We start from the raw sequence: 21113 nt of genomic DNA on the forward strand, positions 1-21113 counted from the left end.
AGTGGGATGGCCCGGCTTTGCATCTGTGGCGACAACCGACTAACATATGCGAGTGTCACGCAAAGCCCTCTCAAATGCGTTCCGATCAGCACGCCGTGAGACGCTGGTCATACTCCTCGCCTGGCTTGTCGTATGTGCGTGGGTGATCGGCTATTGTGGCTGGAACGCCTACGCTCCGGCGGACGGGTCGGTGCTACCCACCAAGACGATTTTCGGTTTCCCTCGCTGGATCATCTGGGGAATTGCCCTCCCCTGGCTCGTCTCGAACGGGTTCACCATTTGGTTTAGCCTCGTCTACATGCGAGACGACGACAAGTCAGCGGGAGGCCAGGATGGCTGAACCGATGCTGACGATATTCGCCACGACAGGTGCGACCGATTCGAATGTCGCGTTGGTGACCTTTTCAATCTACCTCGTCCTCGTGATGATCATCGCTTGGCTGTCGAGTCGCGCGGCCCCAACCGGCGGATTTATCTCGGAATATTTTCTCGGGAGCCGTAACCTGGGCGTTTGGGCTTTCGCATTAACGTTCGCCGCAACAAGCGCATCGGGAGGAACCTTTGTCGGATTTCCTGCCTTGATCTATACCCATGGCTGGGTGTTGGCGTTGTGGATTGCCGGCTACATGCTCGTACCGATCGTAGCAATGGGCTTACTCGGCAAACGACTTAATCAAATCAGCCGACGCGTGGAAGCGGTCACCATTCCTGAGGTACTGGGTGATCGATTCGAGAGTCCCATCGCGGGAATCGTCGGAACGTTGCTGATCATTATCTTTATGTTTTACTATCTGTTAGCGCAATTTAAAGCCGGCAGTGAAATCCTGGTCAGCCTGTTCGAGGATGTGCCACTTTATCAAGTGGCGGTTGGTTGGACGGAACAGGTAACCAGCCAAGTTCCATTTCTGTCAGGGACAGAGCCCGATTATGTATTGTGCCTAACAGTCTTCTCGGCAGCCGTCATTTTTTATGTCGTGTATGGTGGTTTTCGCGCCGTCGTTTGGACTGACGTGATGCAAGGTATCATCATGTTTGGAGGCGTGATCATTATGCTGATTCTAGCCTTATATTTCACCGGCGGCTTAACAAATGCAACGCGTCAACTGGGCCAATGCAAGCCTCCCGTTTTTGCTACGGCTGAAATCCTTCCCGACGAAAACTATTCCTCCAACGCGATCCCGAGGGGCACCTGGATCGAGACCTCGGCAGGGGATCTGATTCGCACGGGGAAGCGAGTGGAAGTGCATGCAAATGCAAACAAGACAACGCAGATTTTAATTCTGCAAACCGATGCAGAACGCCAGCGAGTCGACCCCAGTCTGATTCGCCACGACATTCGCGTCAAAATCACTGATCGCGAACCTTATGCTTACGGACATGACGTTGAAGGAGTGTACCTTCGTCCGCCCGGCCCGTCTCCGAAATCGATGCATGGCTTTCTGGCTTTAGGCATGGCTTTCAGTTTTTTCGCCTTCTGGCCTTTTGGCGGATCGGGGCAACCCAGCAACATGGTGCGACTAATGGCATTTCGTAATACGCGCACTCTGAAAATGTCGATCGTCACCGTCTCTATCTATTTTTCGGTGATCTATTTTTCGCTCGTAATCATTTTCTGCTGTGCCAAGGTGCTGATTCCCGGCATGGAGTTAAATGCGGATAGGATCATGCCTGAAATGGCTGTCCGTTCAACCGAGATGGCAGGCTTCCCCTGGCTGGCCGGTATCTTGCTGGCAGCCCCTTTTGCAGCGGTCATGTCCAGCGTAGACAGCTTCTTGCTTGTCGTTTCGTCATCGATCGTCCGGGATATTTACCAGCGTTACATTAACCCAAACGCACACGAGACGCAGCTAAAACGAGTCACCTACGGCGGCACAATCGTGATCGGTGTGTTGGCCACACTAGCGGCCCTTTACCCACCCCAATACCTTCAGGACATTATTGTGATCGCCAGTGCCGGCCTGGCTGCATCCTTTTTGGTACCCATGGCATTCGCGCTCTATTGGCGGCGAATGACGGCGCCTGCTGCCGTCACCGGCATGGCAGTTGGCTCCCTGACCCACTTCGTGCTCATCCTTGGACTTGTGGATGAAGGCTCCGGTTGGCAAGAGTTAGTTCCCCAACTCTGGAGCTGGCTTCAACCCATTGCGTTGGCGTTCTTCGCCCTCCTGCGAGGCATGGATCGATTGCAGTTAGAACCCTTCATCTGGGATCTCGCCTTTTCGGCCATCAGCATAATTGTCGTTTCTCTCATCACCAAGCCACCTCGGGATGAAGTGATCGAAAAATTCTTCAATGTGGATTAACGATGCGTCTAATTTTTGATTCCCACCTCGACCTTGCTTGGAATGCCCTTTCGTGGAAACGGGATCTCAGTCTTCCGCTGACGGAACTGAACGCAACGGATCAAGTGGACGACCATCCTTCGCGTGGACGTGCCACCATCAGCCTGCCAGAACTTCGACGTGCTGGCACGGCTGTTTGCTTGGCAACCATGATGGCCCGCGTGCCCTATGGTAGCTCCGTGACGGTGCAAGGCAGCAGCCTGGATTTCCCCAATCATGCCAACGCCTATGGATTCGCACACAGCCAACTCGCGTATTACCGCGTCTTGGCGCAAACGGATGAAGTTCGAATCCTGACCAACGCACTCGCACTCCAAAAACACTGGGCCGAATGGGAATCCTCGCCAGACTGGCAATCGATGCCGATCGGCATCATTCCCGCCATGGAAGGCTGCGACGCGATCTGCCACCCCCAGCAGGCCGCCGAATGGTTTGACGCTGGATTGCGGTGTGCGAGCTTGGTGCACTATGGCAGCAGCAAATACGCGGCTGGCACCGGCGACGATGGACCTGTCACGCCGGATGGCGTCGCCCTGCTGTCCGAATTCGAACGACTGGGGATGATTCTCGATACGACACACTTGTGCGACCGCAGTTTTTTCCAGGCGTTAGACCACTTTGCAGGGCCCATTCTGGCCAGCCATCAAAACTGCCGAAGCGTGGTGCCCGGCATTCGCCAGTTCAGCGACGATCAAATTCGACTGCTCCTTGAGCGTTCCGGCATTCTCGGAATCGCCTTTGATGCCTGGATGCTCTACCCTGGCTGGGAACGAGGCGTGACAGATCGGGCCGTTGTTTCAATGGAGTCAGCCGCAGATCACGTCGATTACATCTGCCAATTAGCCGGAAATCACCAACAGGTCGCGCTCGGTACGGATCTCGACGGAGGGTATGGTACCGAGCAGACGCCTGTGGGTTTAGACTGCTATGCTGACCTGCAGAATCTGGCAGACATCTTTGCGAAGCGAGGCTACAGTGCTGCAGCGATCGATGCAATTTTCGGTAAGAATTGGCTGAGCTTCTTCGAACAACACCTTCCACAAAACTGAAACATCGAGAACAGGAACCCGCGTTGATGTCCGGCAAGTCTCTGCTTATCCTATCAGCCGTCTTGGCAGCCATCGGTGTTGCCATTGGTGCATTTGGTGCTCACGCCTTGCCAAAGTACCTGGGCAAACAAGGTTTAGAAGTCGCAGCAATCGCAAAACGTGAAGCGAATTTAAATACTGGCGTCCGTTATCAGATGTATCACACTCTCGCGATCCTGGCGATTGGTGTTCTACAAGTGCAAGCGGGAACACGCACGGGCACAGCTTCCTGCTACGCTTTTCTATTGGGGATCGCCCTTTTTTCTGGCGGTCTCTATATCTGGTCGCTTACGTCCAACTCAATCGCAGTGATGGTGGTGCCGATCGGCGGTCTCTGCTTCATCACAGGCTGGGTACTGTTCGCAATTAGCATTGCGAGATCGGAATAGCTCGCACGCATCAAGGAGCATTCGCTTGCTCGAGTAACTCGCGCCACTTCTCGATCAAGATCTCCCCGGTCATTTCTCCAAGCGACGTTGCCGAAACATAGTCGTAACGATCAAAGCTATTGAAGTCGACCTCGGTCAAGATGTAACCGAAGGCATCGTTTGTTAGTCCTAACAAAAGTCGATGCTTGGCCTTCATCTTACGCTTCAAATAAAGCCCGATATTCGGCATCGCCTCTCCAGGAATGGTCAACAATTGAGCGTCCCCCAAAGTGACCAGATTAATCTGAGTCGTCACCGTTCGATCGGAATTGCGAGGGTAGTTGAGTGGTGAATTTTCGACAACAGCCCAAATCACGTCGGACTCAACCGGCAACTTGACCTTCACAGTCTTGCACGCCAGCGGAGGATCCTGCTGAAGCTTGGTTTGCTCGAGGATCTCCCTCGCTTCAGCGGCCATCGCATTTCCGATCCGCAAGCACTCATCCCAAGTCCGCAGATCGTGCCAGTATCCGCGCCGCGCATCTTTTATTCGCTCAAGATCCCGATTATCCGCGGTCACCATGCCACCGATGGCCCCATTCATGAACAATGCGGTACCCCCATAATCTTGCTCCAATCGGTCGCACATCGGACCGACCAAATCGGGACTGACAATTCCAAGCCGATTACCCAAAACTTCCGGATGCACCGCAAAGTTAACCAGCGTTGCTATTCCCCGACCGGCTGAATCCACTGCCTGAATGACGCTCATCTCACGATCGTACAAATCGGGTGCATAGTAGTTGTAAGCAATTCGGCGCGTCGTCTTGGCGGTTCCAATTCTTAAGGCAGCGGGTTGGAGCGACTCAAAAGCCTGGCGAATCGCCGCTGCGGTTTGCTCGCAAACAAAATCAAGATATTTCAGATCCGCCGTATGGCCCCCTTGACCGTCGGGAAAAGCATACGCATCTGGAGCGCTGTGTGTATGGGTTGCTCCAATCAGAATCTGCTCGGGTGGAATCTGGGCCACCTTCGCCCTGACTCGATCACACAACACGCTTGGAAATCCGAGCAAATCAACACTCACAATCGCGACTGTGGTCGTGCCCTTCCTGACGACCATCGCTCGCGCCATCAATTCGCCCCGTTTTTGCCTGGCGGGCGCAGGCGGCCCCATCCCCCCCGAAACGGGCAACAAAGGGTTCGGTGTGATCTGAGCTTTGGCTGCGCCAACCTGGAATGGATCAGCCGTTCCCTGGGCAACCAGCCATAACAGATTGAGCAAGCAAGCGAGTAGCAAGCATCGATTGAGTGAAAGCATCGTTTGAGCCTCAAAAGCAGTTGGGATAGGCAGTGGCCCACTCCATCGTTCCGAAACCAACGGAGCACCATCTCAGCCCACCAAAGCGAACGACCTTAGTTTACCATTCAAGCTTGTCAGACAAGCGTGATTTGATCAAATGGAGCTGCTTTCATCCAAAGCGACGGGCTTTCACTCAATCGACGAGCAGTCTAGGCTTAGGCCAGCCCCAAAGTGGACCGGGTGATCGCTGATTCACGTTCGACGTGAATGGGAGGAAAGTCCGGGCTCCGTAGGACAAAGGTGGTCGGTAACACCGACCGGCCGTGAGGCCAGGGAAAGTGCAACAGAAAGTAAACCGCCCGGCTCGCCGGGTAAGGGTGAAACGGTGAGGTAAGAGCTCACCAGCGAACGGGGTGACTCGTTCGGCTAGGTAAACCCCACCTGGAGCAAGGCCAAGCAGAGAGTAGGGTGCGCCCGTCGTGCCCGCGAACCGGTCCGGTCCGCAATCACTCTCGGGTAGGCTGCGCGAGGTGTCGAGCAATCGGCATCCCAGATAAATGATCACCGGTCGCGATAAGCGACAACAGAACCCGGCTTACAGGTCCACTCTGGGGGTTTTTTGGGTCAGACGAACTCACCGTTCGCCTGCAGCTTAATCAATTGCGCTTCCATGCGATCGGTCTCCAATAGAGCAATTGTTGATTGACCAAATGACCATCCACTGGCTTCGCCCGGATTGATCAAGAGACGCCCCTGTTGATCATGATGAATCCGAGCTCGATGCGTGTGGGCGTAGATGATTACGTCAGAACCATCCGTCAGTCCCCGCACCAGCTCGAACTGATGCGTCACCAACAATCGGGTGCCGTCTTCTACCTGAAAACAGAACGGAGGCTCGGCAACCTCACCAATCACGCTCATCCCCCCCCGGATGCCCACTTTATTTCCCTCGTTGTCACCGTAAGAAAATACCATCCGACACTTCAGCCGGCGCAAGGGAGGAACGGCAAAGGTCGAGACCAAATCTCCGGCGAAGACAACCCAATCGCAATCCCAATCATTAAAGCGCTGGACCGCCAACCGAATGTTCTGCAAATGATCATGCGCGTCCGCAAAGATTCCAATTCGCATCTCGACAGGTTTTCCGTTCAAATGTTTGAACACGGGGCCAATTCATGTTTGACAGGTCATTTCATCCTGGGTAGTTTGCGTAGTCACGCTGCAGTGAACCCAGCGCTGCAAAGCTCAATCGCTCTTACCTAACGCCAACCTTTCTTGACGCGTCAACAAGGCAACGCCACTGACCCTCGACAATTCGACGCCTGCCGCTGCTACCGAGCGATCATCACCTCGGTAACAGCGAGAGGCGTTTTTTTGTTTCTAACTCAGCAAGGGAAAAACATGAAGATCAAACTTTTCGTGATGCTCGCTCTTTGCATCAGCTCGATCGCAGCATCGAGTGGCAAAGCCGAACAGTACACTCCCGACATGGACAACGCAGCGGGCTGGACGATTGTTGGATCCCCTGACACCTCGCATCAGTTTGGCTTCGATTACAGCAAATACGGGATTCCGGCACCACCCAATGGCGGAGGCACCACCGGGCTATGGATGGCAGCTAACATCAGCGAAGGGGCTGTTGCCAGCATCTCTGCTTCCCCCAAAGACATCAGCATGGTCGGCGATTACGACGTGCGATTCGATTTCTATCTGAACTTCAACTCCAGCGGTGGAACGACCGAATTTGGCGGCGGATTCGTCGGCTTTAACCCCAACGCGGGCGAAGCCTTCAGTGGAGGCGGACTGCTGGGCGACACCGACGGCGATTCCAGTCGCGATTATCGGCTATACCGCGACACCAATGAACTGGCGATGGATAGCGGCGCTTATGCCATTTCGTCACAAGATAACTCGCTTGATCCCGCTTTGCAGGCCAAGTTTCCCGGCCAAACAACGCCCGAAGCACAAAACGACTCCAGCGTGTTTAACCCGACCAATACGATCGTCACCGCCCCGAATGGCACGCTAGGCTACGCCTGGCACACCATGGAAATCAACGTTCGAAACGTCCCCTGCGGCGGATTTGGCTGTCCGCAAACGGCCAAATTCTCGATTGACGACTTTGAAATCGGCACCATTGAATCGAGCGCAGGCCTGCTATCCAATCTCGATGGACATGTCGCAGTAACCTTCGCAGATCTATTTACTTCCGTTTCAACCAAGCCTGAATTCAGCTTTGGAATCTACGACAACCTGACAATCACTCAGGTTCCAGAGCCCTCCTCGGCCCTCCTGTCACTTATCGGCCTGCTCGGCCTGCTCGGCCTTCGAAAGAAGAATTGAGCATCCCACCCGAAAATAACCAACACCGCCGGTCGCGAAACGAAGGCGGTTTGGACAATTTCGATTGAGAACTGCCGTGACGTACAAAAAGCGGTCCCAAATAGCGGGACCGCCTTGAAAATCTAACTCTTGCGAGCCATCATCAGTCGTTCGGGATCAGCCCCTCATCGACCATCTGCAATAGCTTCGAGATACAAAGCTTATTCATGCTCGTCTTACGTTCGTGAGCCTCCGTACGCAGCGATTCGTGCAAACTCTTCGGCAAGCGGACGGTGATCACTCGAGTGGGTTCTCGGGCATCAGCCGGCTCACTAGCTCGCTCACGGAGCTTCGCCACCATCTGCTGAATCTCTGTGTACTCTTGCGTCTGCTCAAATTTCGCCAAATCCAAAGGACTTGCGAAGACTCGTCGGACGACGCCTTCGACACCCAGGACTTCACGAAAGAATGTTACCCAGTCTGGATCCTGCCGATACAGATCGGCGGCAACTCGATAAACCTTCGATTCACGATTTTCTTCTTGTTGTTGAACCAGTTCCATAATTGGCTCCTTCCTACCTAAGATCTTCCTTGTTCAGGGACAAAACCAAACGTCGCGACCACCGTGATTGCGGTTATGTCGCAATCGCCGCATCCAAGTCAAGAGCAGCACATAAATGCAATCAGTGAAAGCACTTGCAGTGACAGCACTAGCATGCTATCAAACCAAGCAACCATGCCACTTTTCCTAGCAGTCCCCTCCCTGCCTAATCTTTAGGCAGGGCCCCAATTCCGATTCCCAAGCTTGCCCGCGCAAGAATCGCAAGATTCTTTAAAAAAGCTGAAATTCATCAAAAACAAGCTGAAATGGGACATTCTTTCGATCGAGTACTATCGATTACGAGTAAGAAATCGCGCTGCTCAATTCGATTGCGAAGCGGAGCAGTTCCCAATTCGGACGATTTAGGCGAATCGTCCTTCCAACAAGGAAGCGAGCGTTTGCTCGTCAAGAAGCTCCGAGTCGCTAGCAGAGTTCCCTGCAAAGAATCGGTCGATTCTTTGCTGCGATGGCTTGCCAGCACACCAAGCGATGTTGGTAGCTGCAGGCAAAAGCTCAGCCACCGAGCGACCTCGGACAGCGTCAATTTGGATCGACGAGAAGCGATCGATCTCACGGCAGTTTTCAGGTCGACTGGCAGCGACGCGACTGGCAGCGACGCGACTGGCAGCGATTTGCCGATTTAGGGGAACGGCTGCAACGGGAACGGCCGAGGCGGTATAAGCACCACGCCGAAAAGCGGTGACAAAATCGGCTGACGAGAATTCCCCGTCACAATTCCAGTCACCGGTTGCCCAGGTTGAGTTGCCGACAAGGCCATCTTCGTAGTGCCCGACCTGAAAAACCGTGACAAAATCGGCCGAATTGAAAACACCGTCGAGATTCGCATCTCCGAAGGAGGTCTTTAACACGGTTTCAATAAGATAGCGAAGGTCCAGATCGGATACCCGCGAGTCTCGATTGAGGTCATAGGGCCCAAGCGGCTCCGCACCGTTCTGCACGGCGGCGCAAATCAGCTCGACATCGAGCAGATCCACAATCGCATCTCGATTGAAATCTCCGGGAAAGCCCCCTCCATTTGCCCAGCCAGGGGATGGCAATTCGAAGGTGGCGAAATCGACGCCTCCATCCGTTAATCGCCCCTGGGACAAGCCGGGCGTTTGAGGCTGATAGACGACAATATCGATCGGCTTGAGTTCCGCATCGACGAGTCCCAAACTCTCCTGGTCGGACGACAACTTAAAGTCCAACTGATTGGCACCCTCCTTGGGATCACCGTCGGCTCGAAGCACGGTAAACCCATTTCCTTCGATGAAACTGAGCGCTGCGAATTGATGACGTTGAGGTGTCCCATCCACCACATCGCTGAAATAGTAGTGGCTCAGCTCGACAGGCAAGGGATCTGAGTTATAGAGCTCTACAAAGTCTGACTGTTCGCTACTTTCCGCGAGCCATTCATTGATAACCACGGATTTGGCATCGCCGACGAACGCCCTTTGATTGGGAGCTCCCAAAGTCGGAACAGTCAAAGCCCAGTCCCGATCGATCCCCACGCGGCCGATCGAGTAATCAGGAATCTGCAAACCGAATTCCACCGAATCGACAAGATTTCCTGCTTGCTCGCCAACGGCTTCGTAGAGAAAAACGCCCTCTCCCTCTCGTCGCAAGGAAAAGCCCAGATGCAATCCGGGGGTATTGGCATCATCGGCAATGAGCGACAGATATCCACCGGGCTGAATCAACAAGTCGTCGGTGAATACGAATTTCGTCGGATCCGACGGATCGTCTGAAAGGCTCATACCGCGCAAATTGACCGTCTCGTTTCCAGCATTGTGCAGTTCAACCAAATCAGGTTGGGCACCAAAATTGACAAGTGTCTCTTGATTCACCGCCAGCAGTTCGCTGATTATCAGGTTGTCAGCTTGTCCTTTTACAGTCCAAGTTTGTGACGTGGTGGGAACCGTCTGCCAATTGCCAGCAAAATCACGCCCCAACAGCTCAACCGTGTACTCTCCATCGGAAAGCCCCGCCAATTCGATTTGGTCGGTTCGAATGGTACCATTCGGATCGTAACCGTTCCCAATCGAAAGGGTGTCCGACCAAGCCCCACCGTTCAATCGATACTGATAGGCAAAAATCCCCGGCCCCCCGACGGTCAGCACCACATCTCGCTCGACCGTTGGCGACGTCGGTTCACCACTAATCCAGGCACCTTCAGCAACGCCAGCGCCGAAATCGTATCCTTGAATCTGAGCAATAGCCACGGAACCGAGCCCGAGGGAAAAATCGCCTCCCAAGGGATCGGTAAGGCGCGGGTCACCCACCTGATTCCCACTTCCCAAGTTGATCGTATTGCTCGAACGATCAGCCACAGCAACGAGTGCGACCTCCGGGCTCAACAAATTATTCTCAAGTTGCAAACCGGTAATCTGTCCTGCCGGCAAATCGACGTTGCCAAAGACGCGTGGCAGATCCGCAAAGATATTTCCAGCAACAAAGGCGCCTTTGCCAGGCTTCGCCCCCGGCTCATCGACGAAAAGGTTGATTGCCGCATTGACGCTCGGATTGCCAAAACGATCTTCAAAATCAGGGTGCACTTGCACAACGGTGTTGTTCTCAAAGATCGTCGCCGCATTATTTTTCAGATTGATCCCGTGATCGACGTCATAAAACACATTTCGCGCGACCACCAAAGTCGTATTGGCACCAGCATCTCCGGTAGAAATAGCATTCGCATATCCGCGATCACTCGTCGAATCATCCTTGGACACATGCTTGAACAGATTGCCTGCAACATAAACGTCACCGCCTAAATCGAGTAATTCGTCACCTGCTCCTTGAAAGACATTGTCAAGGATCTGCAGAATAGGCCCGTTAGCCACTCGATTGCTGTCCGCATCGATCACATCGTTGTGGCCCTTATTCGTGCCAAACTGATTGTTCTGAATCAGCAATAGCCCACCCTCAGGCGTTCGACCACTCAGCTTGATGTGCTCCGACACGTTGTCGAGCCTCAGCTGGGCTGGATCTTCATTCGCTGCAAACATGTCGGGAAAAACGGAGTTCCGTACAACGAGAGACGCATTGTTCCCATAGATCATGCGCAAATGCGTCCCGGCAAAGCTCACATCATCAACGACCAGTTGACTGTTGATGACGCCAATCGAACCATTACTGTCCTGAGCGTATTCAAGATCGGCAAACGCAATGGTATTTTCCGGCGACTTGGATCCTCGAAATTGGATTCCTGCCCACCTGGCCGGTCCTTCAGGCAAACCTTCCAAGTCCGGCACAAATGGCTGCCCGGGGACCGTGGTAAAACGGATACGCTGATCGGCTGTCCCGGCAGCGATCAATCTGCCTCGAACAGTCAACCGAGCGTCAGGTTCGAAAAAGACAGACGTGCCGGGTTCAATCCTCAGTACGGCATCAGCAGGAACCGATAACTCGCCCCTAATCTGATAAGGCCCCTCGGCTGCTGTCCAAACCGTCTCGCCGACCGGCAGATCGTTCCTAATTTCCTGCACACTACCGTCATCGTACCAAACGTCGATAAAATCTTTGGCAACAATTTCGCCTGCCCCATCCGCACCACTTGTCGCCTGCACCACCAAGCGGTTGATACCGGGATTGAGTGGAATGCCCGCAGGTCGCTGGTATCGTCCGGCTAACGAGAAGTCAAAACTCAGGTCCGCGTCATCAGGAGCAAATTGATGAACTTCAACGGCGACGAGATTCTTGCCGTCCTGCAGAATTGCGGGATCGAGTGGAAAGGAATGATAAGTTCGTTCCGCCGATCCATTTCGAATATTGCTCAACGCCAGCGTATCAGTAGCGATCTCACCTGCGGGGAGATTGCTGCGAGCAACTTCTTCCCCGTTAATATAAACAACCGCCCCATCATCTCGCAGCAAACGCATACTCAAGGTCAAATAGCTGGACGCATCTGCCAGATCGAATTCATGTCGAAAATAATAGGTAATGGGCTTCGCATCGGGATCATCCCCATCGTCGAGTACAGTTCGTTCATCTTTATCGCCATAACCAAGCTGCGCACGCCCCTCCCCCCAATCTTCCGTAAGAGAGAATCCAAGCTGATTCCAGTCGGTGGAAGGCGTTTTTCCACCATCCAGATAACTCCAGGTAGCTCCCGTCCTAACGGCTGTTCTGGTGTAACTACCAATTTCCCAACTGCTATTAGCGCTCAACGAAGCCGCTTGGCCGTTCACCGTGAGAGAATTGGCTCGATAGTTAACCTGACCGTGTAACTCAGTCGAATCACGATCGCTCCGTAACACCCCGCTTTGATCGTCCAGATGATGTTCGATCGCAATACCGACAGGCGTAATCGACTTGACGTAAGCCGCACGTGCCTGCAAGTAGCTAAAGATATTGTCGATTTGCTCGGCTGTCTGCACATCGCGCAAAACGGATTCAACAACGGTTCTCGCATCATCCGTCAGCAAGACGTTGTCGATCAAATCGTGCAAATGCTCATAATAACGAGGGCGAATCTCAGGGTGCAGTATCAGCCGGCGCAACGCGGGCACGTTCGTGGCATTGAAGATACCACGGGTCACTCCCGAAAACAGTGAATCGAGGTCATGAGAAAGCATGACGAAGCGGGAATCCTCAACACCGCGGTACATCGCATAGTCGTCGCCGGCCCGATCGCCATTGACTAATCCGCCTTCGGTATTACCCAGCAGCGCATGAAGCCCGAAATAGCGTAACCACTGATCGATGTCGACCACTTCTGCAACTTGTTCGAGGTAGGTTTCATCGGGCGCATTGTTCAAGACATGGGTCAAATGAATCACGTCTGACCAATCGGCCTCACTCTCATTCGTCAACTTGATATAGCTGACGTAGGCTACCGGATCTTCGTAGTAAACTAAGCCTGCGCCGCGACCGCCCGCGGGGGATTCGTTAGGACGTCGACCTTTGTAAATATTTCCGCCGTCATCGAGTGGAAAATGTTTCTCGGCAAAATCACCGTTTAAAGGCTCAATATGAGCATAGAATCTTTCGCCGAAAAGATTGACGCCATTGCTAAACATTTGCACCGGCTTCGCGTCGAATGTAGGCAAAGCGGCCATTCGAAACAAAGCACTTCCGGCAATCTGATCTTCAGGATGGTCGACGTTAAGATTGATCGCCGTCACTCCCTGCCAGGGATTGTCAGACGGAATATTGATTCGATTGTTCGGCGGATTCGCGTTACGACTCCCACTCCCGCGAATTCGAATTCCTGTGTTGTAGCGCACATTGATCCCTGCCTGATCAACACTAATGAACGTCGCATTCATCTCCGCATCACTTCGACGTTTGATGTCCGTGAACTCCTGACGCTCGGCGGCAGTCATGATTTCAAAGTACTGCGGATGACTTGCAGGTCCCCAAGCGATCGTTGGATCAAAAGCATCGATGACCTGGTACAACGCATTTGTCATTTGCCCGGACTCGGCCGTCGGTGCGGGCCAACTGCGTGAATTGCCTGCCTCGTCTGTCGCTTGCACAAAAAACTCGACAACCGCTAGATCGCCTTGGGCGGGAATCGTCGCCAAATAATTGCGATCACCAGCGATTTCATCACCCGCGTTCCCATCGTCTATCATCGACGTGGAATTGAATTCTGGTTGCCCATCGATGCGCCAATTCAGCGTCACCTGGATCGGATTGAGTCTCTCGTCGACAATCTGCGTCGTAATCACCACAACATCGGTCGAATGGGGAATCGCTGGGGAATGTTGCGTCTCGAGAATCAAGGGAGCCAAATCCGCTGAAACCACGGAATTCGCAGCACCGGGCGTTCCGGCTACCATGGAACTGGCGGCCCAATTCTGACCAAATTCAGCGGAGACCTCACTGCTTTTGCGTTCTAATGATTTTCCACCGCCATCGTGATCATCGAGCCAAACCCAACCTTGTGAACCGAGGTCATTTGGCCCCCGGCCTCTGACCGCCCAGTCTCCTTCGTCTGCATAAACGACTCGGTCAATTCGTTCGTCAGCAGCGTCCCGCAAGTTAATCGTATCTGAACGATTACTCAGCCGGCCCACCCAGGGACCGACTACCTGGATTTGATCACTGTAGATGGCCTGAAACGCCGCTGGGTCCGCGGCAATGACCAGGAATTCTCCCGTCCCCAGCGTTAGCTCGGGAAAGTCGAAATCAATGCCACCCGACAACCGCCAACCGGCTAAATCAACGGGTTCAATTCCTCGATTGAGCACTTCGATGAACTCTTCTTCGTCACGTTCACTACGAGGGTGGTACATGACCTCATTAATGATCAGCGTCCGCAACGGATCATCTATCGGAGCTTGCAAATTAGCGGCCCCGGGAGTCACCACGGTAAAGTAGCCAGCTTCTGACAGATCGGTTGAGACGCCATAGGAAACATTGCTGACTTGGCCGGGAAACTCAGGCGCAAACGAATCTTCAATCGTTGAACCATCCGGTCGCACCAACGCAAGAAATTCCCCGTCTCCACTCAACTTGAAATTAGCGTGCAATTCGGCCGACGGATCGGACCGGTTTTTTCCAGATGCACGAACGAGCTGATACTCTCCTCCGTCCAGATCTACACTCGGAAACTGCCAGCGAGTGAGGTCCAGGGAATCATCCGTCAGATGCCAACCTTGCAACGAAACAGGCTCCGAGGAGGCATTGTGTATTTCAATCCAATCGCTAAAGTCCCCATCCTGATCGACCAAGCCGGAATCGTTGACCGCCAGGAATTCGGATATCACCAAATCAGCCGCCAACAATTGGCGCGATTCAAGCTGCTCGAATCCAGACAAACTCTGAAAACGTGATCGTTCGCTTTTTACCATCATTCGCTGTTCCTGCCGCATGGAGCGAGAACGAGTGCACCGAAAACGCTCTGCGACTCAAAGAGTGAGCCTCGTCCGCATTACGTGAACCCACGCGATCTACGACCGCTCCATTGCGAGAGTCAAAAAGAAATACGAAAAGCGCCCCATAATCGTCAACCACCGAACGAAAGCTCAACGGCCTCGATATGCCCCGAGTAGGACGCTCATTTTGAGTATATTCCAAGACGCGATTTTTCGGCAAGGATTCTGAACAATGTTCAAGAGAAAAAACAAATTCGGAGGCCAAACGCATTGCCAAACGGCCCATTGATTCGCGGCCTACATTTGTTCAAAAAAACGATCAATTATCGCTGGTTTCAGCAGCGCATTCCTCAGCCGTTGTGAACGTTTCTCAAAAACTTGAAAGTTTTCGTTCTCCTGCCTGTCACGCTCAGGCAACAACGGTTTGCTGGGAGAATCCAACTTCGGCATTCGCAGCCGATTCTTCCCGTTTCGTTCTCGCTCCGTCGGATCCGATTGCCAGACCGGCAGCCGGATTGGAATGGCCGCGATGCCAGCACTTAACCCTGCATATTCACCGGTTTGGAAAGCGACAACAATATCCGCCGTATCGAATTCTCCGTCACAATTCCAATCGCCCTCACCCCACGAAGAGTTGTCGAACAAAACGTCTTCATATTCATTCGCTTGGAAGACAAGTACCAAGTCACCGCTGTTGAAGATTCCATCCAGGTTGGCATCACCCGGAACCACACCGAGAATGTCTCGGATCAAGAATTGGTAATCGGAATCATCCGTCATTCCATCGCGATTTAGATCGAATTTTGGATTTCCAGAATTCGCCCGAACAGCGGAGCATAGCTCATCAATATCGACGACGTTCACGAGTCCGTCACCATTGAGATCACCCGGTGAAAATGGGTTGAAGTCCGTCTTACCTGGGGTTCGCTTTTGTGACTTCCAACTCGTTGCAAAATCACCGAAGGCATCCGGGGCACGACGTGTTAATGCCTGCCGCGTGCCATTCAAATCGCTGGGCCAATCCTCCGAATTCCGATACGGAACGCGATCAACCAAAACTTGGGATCGATCAGGATCCTCACGACCGTCAATCGACTCTCGTTCAATACGAACGATGCCGGTCTCATCTCCGAGCTCGCCCGTCATCGGCCCCAGCAAGTTCGCTGACGAGTCGACGCTATACGCCAATCGAAATATTATTTCTCGCTCGGCGTCCAACTGTGGATCGAACTTCACAACGACCACCGCCTCGCCGGGTTGCAACGGGACACCAAGAGGCAACGAGAATTGGACAGATCCGTCAAGTGAGTAATCCCCGAGATCGATAACTGCAGCAGATCGATTGTAAATTTCCAGGTATTCGAAGTCGGCTGCCGTGAAGGGCCCATCATCATCGGGATCTTGCGGATCGTAAGCAACTTCGGTAATTACAATCGGCGGTAACTTCGGCCCGGAATTCTCAGCACCCAAGGTGGCGATTTCCATCGGGAAAAGTCGGCCGTCCGCATCGGGCCAACGCCCCAGTGTGACCCCCGGATCGGTGGCCCCAAATTTAACTCGATCCACAAATCGGATCGGCTTTCCCGTCGAAGCAGATTCGACAAGGAAGAGATCATCACCGCGAACCGCATTCAGTCCAAAACCAAATTCACTTTGTGCTAACGCTACAAATTCATGTTCTGCGATACTGAATCCCTGAGGAATTTGATAGCGAGTCAGATTGTCTTGCGTATCGGTTAAGTACCAGCCACCTAGATCGAGATCATTGGGCGTCGTGTTCAACAATTCAATTCGATCGAGAGTCGGTTCATCAGAATTTGCGAGGAGTTCATTGATGACGATTCGATTATCAGCACCAAGCCCAGCCACGCCCGGTGAACCTCCGATCTCACTGCTGCTACGGTAGTTGCTTGGATCCCCAGCCCCCCCCATCAAATCAATCACTTCCAACGAACTGCCCGCCCCATCAGCTCGCTCAGGCCACGCATCCGAATCGTCGTACTGGAGTTTTGCAATCGGCTTCTCCAAAACATCGAATAATGAAATCAACTCACCACCGTTGCCCAGTTTCCCCTTATAAACCCATTGGCTAGCATCATCACCAAGCCCACGAGCGAGTAACAGGTCGTCTCCGAATCGCGAAGCGAAGGCTTCACGATTCCTGACCACCGCCATCCGTTGGTTGGGAGCAAGCAGTTGGGACCCAAATTTGAAATCAATTCCCTCGCCACCGACACGCGAGAATTGTACTCCCGTCAAATCGATCGGACGATCGGCGATGTTCACTAGCTCGATGAATTCAAATTCATCGTTGTCGACATCCAATTCGCCAAATGGCAGCAAAGCGTCGTGCGGGTTGTAATTGACTTCGGCCACTTTAAGATTAGTTGCATTGGCAGGAAGTGTGTCGGTGAAATATTCCGCCACACCGATGGCCGACCACTTATCCGCTGCTAGACGACGCGTCTTGAGCGTCGTTCGTTGCTGGATCTCGACGGCATCTCCTGCCAACGCGGTTGGGGAGATTGAACCATCAGGATTACGAGGATCACTACCGTCCAAGGTATAGTAGATATTGCCGGTCGTCGCCGACATCTCGATACGCTGGCCAGCTTCGATTGCCCCGCTTGGCAAACTGAATTCAGGTGCGTCACGATAGAATCCATTTCGGCGCAAGTCGCCTAGTAACGACCGAGAGCGAACGAAAAAAAACGAATCGAGATTCGAATTCACCACGGGTAACCAACGCTCATCACGCGTAAATAGCGTACCAATCGGTTGTCCACGTCCGTCTCCCCATCGAGCCGATTCGGCAACCAATGGTGATTTCACTTCTTCGACAAGATCCGCATAGAGAGCAGCCGGTACATTTTTCTCAGGATACTCGGGATCGTACTCGGCGTTAGCCGGGTCGACAAAGTAGGCACCACCTGCCGTAAAGTGCTTTTGCACCCGATCACTGAAATTTACTCGAAACGCTTCACTCTCTTTCAAGAGCTGATAGATCGCTCCCGGCCCTTCATTACCGACCTCGGCAATCGATTCTTTTTGTCCTTGATCGAGCGTGAACTCAGCATCCCAGACGTAGAACTGGAAACCTGTGCTATCGGGTCCCAAACGCCGTGACATGTAGTAGTTTCGAATCGGCCAATCGCCATTCTTGGCATAGACATTTGTGATCAGGTAGTCGATGTAATTCTCGACATCCAAGAAGACTTCCCAATCATCATTGCGGGAACCGTCTAAGTTCCGCCCTTGGAGACGCAAATAGGCAGCCGTCTTGTCCTGTTGATTGCCAGCCCGAGCAACATCGCGCGATAAGTCAATCAGCCTGTTCCAGGCATCCAGGCTGCCGATCACAGCGCTGACACCTTCCTGTCCCAAATCTCCCGCATTCAAAACATCGTAGTCTTCCTTTTCGCCGCCGAAGTAATTTGCGGCGAATTGACCGTCAATACGCTCGACCGGATTGTACATCCCCCAATACAGTCCATTAATGAACAGGTGCATGTAAGTTCCATGCGAAGACAAATTACCCGTTTGCAACTGGGAACGTCGCAGGAATTCGTCCCGGATGTAATGGATCCCAACAAGATACTCGCCACTACTTGATCGAAGGGAAATCGAGTCAAACGTGGAGGCATTTTCGGAGCCAAAAAATGGGTACTCGAGCTTGGACGCACCATACTCCTCTTTAAAGAGTAGTCGGAGGGAGCTTTTACTGGAAATGAAACGCGAAATTCCGCCCTGAATGCGAAGGCCTGCGTCAACCTGAAATCCAGCCCCACCGTCGTGCTCAATCAATTCCACGGAGGTGGGACGCTCCCACTCAACGCCCCGTTCGGTGGGATTGGAATAGATTCCACGATTGCCGAATAGGTCATCCATTTCCATCACAATTGAAAGCGTCGGCACCGACTTGAGATCATTGCGAATCGTATCGGCATAGCGTGATCCATACCGGTCGGAGCCGTTTTGGCCAATGATCCGCGGATCCATCGCATAATCCGCATCCCATTGGCCCACCTCGCTTGGAAAACCTTTCCTTCTTGCGCTTGCGCGACTCTGAGTTAGTACATCTTCAACGAACAGAAAAGAACGAGTGCTCACCGAACTCGACTCGAATCCTTCACGAAAAGCTGCGGCCCGAAGCACGGTACCAGAATCGACAGTCAAAGGTGAGTCGTAGACCGTTCCATGGGTGAGTGTGGGTACCGATCCGTCGGACGTATACACAATTTTGGCGTCAGCAGTCGACGTGGTCAAAGTCAGGTCGAAAGACTCGTCATAAAAACCGTGAACCTCGCTGAATTGAACCCCCTCAACCACACGAAACGGTGTTGTCAAATTGGGACTGCCGGGCGACGCTGTCGGCAAATAGGCCGGTGTCGGATCCAGTTCACTCGTCGCCACCAGCCCCATTTGCAACAGAAAACTCTCATCGTCGGCAGTTGCTTTGAGCCCTTGATAGGACAAAACGTTCTTGCCCGCCCGCAACAAATCTACCGGAATGGCAATAAATTCCGATTCAATTGCTTGCGAATCTGGCCGAGGTGTCACTGCGAGTGAATTCCATCGCACCTCCGTGGGCACATTTCGTCTGATGACTTCTTGACCATTCAAATGGACCACTAGACCGTCATCGTACCGCGTGTCTACCACAATGCCGGAAAATGCCCCAGGATCCAACAGATCAAATTCTTGACGAATCCAAATCGACGCCGCCTGCCCCGTCAGCTCGGCGGTTAGATCATTATCAATCAGTCCTGAGAACGTATCCGACAATGAGCCAACACCATCAACCAACAGATTATCAATCAACAAGCCCGAATCATTGAATCGACTTTCCGAGTTAACCGCACCAATACCAAGGGTGTACGAACCCCCGCTCTCAAACGTATGAGAAAACTTCCGATAGCCCGATTCCCGGGCGAAAGAGGTGCCGGATGGCTGCTCGACATCAGCAACACCAGCAAGTTCAATCACACCGACATCTGGCGCGATTGAAACGAAGGCAAAGTCATCAAAGCCGTTTGTCCTTGGCTCATTCGTAAGAAAATTCCAATCAAACTCAATTCGACTACCCGCTTCCACTTCCAATTCACGCTTCAACACCGACCCACGGGTCACGGAACCATTGCCAACTTTGTCGAGAGCAAAACGTCCAAGCCCCAAGAAATTCTCCAAGCTAAAACGGGTTGGAGCGTCTTGTGAGGTGCGCAAGATTGCCTGCTGCCCACCCTGAGTTGGTTGCGAACCAACCGAAGCCGTGACCACGTCGGTCTCTCCTCGAACCTGCCAATTTTGAAAATCGCCCGCTTCAAAACCGACATTTGGCAAGCCTTTCCGCAATTCGTATCCCAAGCTTCCGGTTGCCTGGGTCCAATCCGCTTCATCAAAATCAACGGTGGTCCAGCTATTTCCCGTTTCGTCATTGTCGGCGGAAGGGATGGTAAATCGAAAAGAAGAATCTGGACCAATCAATTGGGTTTGGTCAACAACGAGACCAAAGGCAACATCAGATGACTGACGTGGGTATACCGGACTGAACTCCTGAGAAATGCCCTCTGGACCAACGAGTGCCAAATACTCCCCCGCGTTTCTCAAACGAAAGTTCGTGTGAAGTTCACCAGTTCCGTTCACACGATCCTTCCCCGATGCGAACACGACTTGGTAGTCTCCAGCCGCAAGCTCCAACGGCGGGAGCGGCCACTTGTCCAAATCATCGGCGTCATCGGTCAAGGTCCAACCATTCAGCTGAACTCCTTCCGCAGTCGGGTTGTGAATCTCCAGCCAATCGCTGTACTCACCGTCTTCGTCCACCAACGTCGAACTATTGGCGGCCATGAATTCGCTGATCACCAATGCATCGAAGGCTAACAGCCTGCGCGTCTCTAACGACTCAAAATGACAGAGCTTGATTCGACGCTTTCGCATGATCACTTTCGAGCTGAATCGACGCTGGCATCGTTCGCACGCGACACCAATCCGGCCTTCTCACGATAAGCAGGATCGCGGCGAAATACATCTATTTTGTTCTAGCAGACGGCTCCATATTTGACAGAACTTGCACAATTCGGCAGCTTTGTGTCAAGACGAGAGAACTCAAAACGGCCAGCGCGGAAAAGCGTCAAGCGGTTTTAGCTGCAAAAACGCGCTAAGAAACAGTGTCACCGGGACCCCAGACGGGGCGAAATGCCCGAAAAATTCGATAGCCCACTCTCAGCCACGAATCCTGCGGCCCCTCTAACCGCCGAAGCGATTGCCC

At 52.9% G+C, this 21113-nt stretch carries 10 protein-coding genes and 1 other RNA gene; 6 read left to right on the forward strand and 5 right to left on the reverse strand.

Annotation, left to right across the window (positions count from 1 at the left end; genetic code table 11):
- The first annotated feature begins 46 nt into the window (after positions 1–46).
- From P8N76_04940 to P8N76_04955, 4 genes are read left to right on the forward strand one after another with little or no spacing between them, the layout of a single operon-like run.
- Positions 47–340, forward strand: a complete 294-nt coding sequence (locus P8N76_04940) for a hypothetical protein (protein ID MDG2380998.1) — start codon at positions 47–49, stop codon at positions 338–340.
- A complete protein-coding gene (locus tag P8N76_04945; protein ID MDG2380999.1) occupies positions 333–2303 on the forward strand; it encodes a hypothetical protein in 1971 nt (656 codons plus the stop codon). The genes P8N76_04940 and P8N76_04945 overlap by 8 nt, the downstream gene beginning before the upstream one ends.
- Positions 2304–2305: 2 nt before the next feature.
- Positions 2306–3391, forward strand: coding sequence for a membrane dipeptidase (locus P8N76_04950; protein ID MDG2381000.1), 1086 nt, complete (start codon positions 2306–2308; stop codon positions 3389–3391).
- Between the two features lie 26 nt (positions 3392–3417).
- Positions 3418–3819, forward strand: a complete 402-nt coding sequence (locus P8N76_04955) for a DUF423 domain-containing protein (GenBank protein MDG2381001.1) — start codon at positions 3418–3420, stop codon at positions 3817–3819.
- Positions 3820–3829: 10 nt separating this feature from the next.
- On the opposite strand, the gene P8N76_04960 is transcribed toward P8N76_04955, so the two are convergent.
- Complete coding sequence (locus P8N76_04960) at positions 3830–5119, reverse strand: hypothetical protein (GenBank protein MDG2381002.1); 1290 nt, start codon at positions 5117–5119, stop codon at positions 3830–3832.
- 210 nt (positions 5120–5329) lie between these two features.
- Between P8N76_04960 and rnpB the strand changes: the two genes are divergently transcribed.
- Positions 5330–5715: RNase P RNA component class A (gene rnpB / locus P8N76_04965), an RNA gene on the forward strand.
- A 10-nt stretch (positions 5716–5725) separates the two neighbouring features.
- On the opposite strand, the gene P8N76_04970 is transcribed toward rnpB, so the two are convergent.
- Positions 5726–6232, reverse strand: a complete 507-nt coding sequence (locus tag P8N76_04970; GenBank protein ID MDG2381003.1) for a YfcE family phosphodiesterase — start codon at positions 6230–6232, stop codon at positions 5726–5728.
- 270 nt (positions 6233–6502) lie between these two features.
- On the opposite strand from P8N76_04970, the gene P8N76_04975 reads away from it, so the two are divergent.
- Entirely contained in the window at positions 6503–7444 is a 942-nt protein-coding gene (locus tag P8N76_04975; protein ID MDG2381004.1) for a PEP-CTERM sorting domain-containing protein, read from the forward strand.
- 142 nt (positions 7445–7586) lie between these two features.
- Here P8N76_04975 and P8N76_04980 read toward each other — a convergent pair whose 3' ends face one another.
- The 3 genes from P8N76_04980 to P8N76_04990 all read right to left on the reverse strand — a co-directional run bounded on the left by P8N76_04980 (position 7587) and on the right by P8N76_04990 (position 20782).
- A complete protein-coding gene (locus tag P8N76_04980; GenBank protein MDG2381005.1) occupies positions 7587–7985 on the reverse strand; it encodes a toxin-antitoxin system HicB family antitoxin in 399 nt (132 codons plus the stop codon).
- 401 nt (positions 7986–8386) lie between these two features.
- On the reverse strand, positions 8387–14824 hold the full coding sequence (locus tag P8N76_04985; protein ID MDG2381006.1) for a lamin tail domain-containing protein: 6438 nt from the start codon (positions 14822–14824) through the stop codon (positions 8387–8389).
- A 318-nt stretch (positions 14825–15142) separates the two neighbouring features.
- Entirely contained in the window at positions 15143–20782 is a 5640-nt protein-coding gene (locus tag P8N76_04990) for a lamin tail domain-containing protein (GenBank protein MDG2381007.1), read from the reverse strand.
- Positions 20783–21113: the final 331 nt, after the last annotated feature.

The sequence above is a fragment of the Pirellulaceae bacterium genome (assembly GCA_029243025.1).
Lineage (GTDB): Bacteria > Planctomycetota > Planctomycetia > Pirellulales > Pirellulaceae.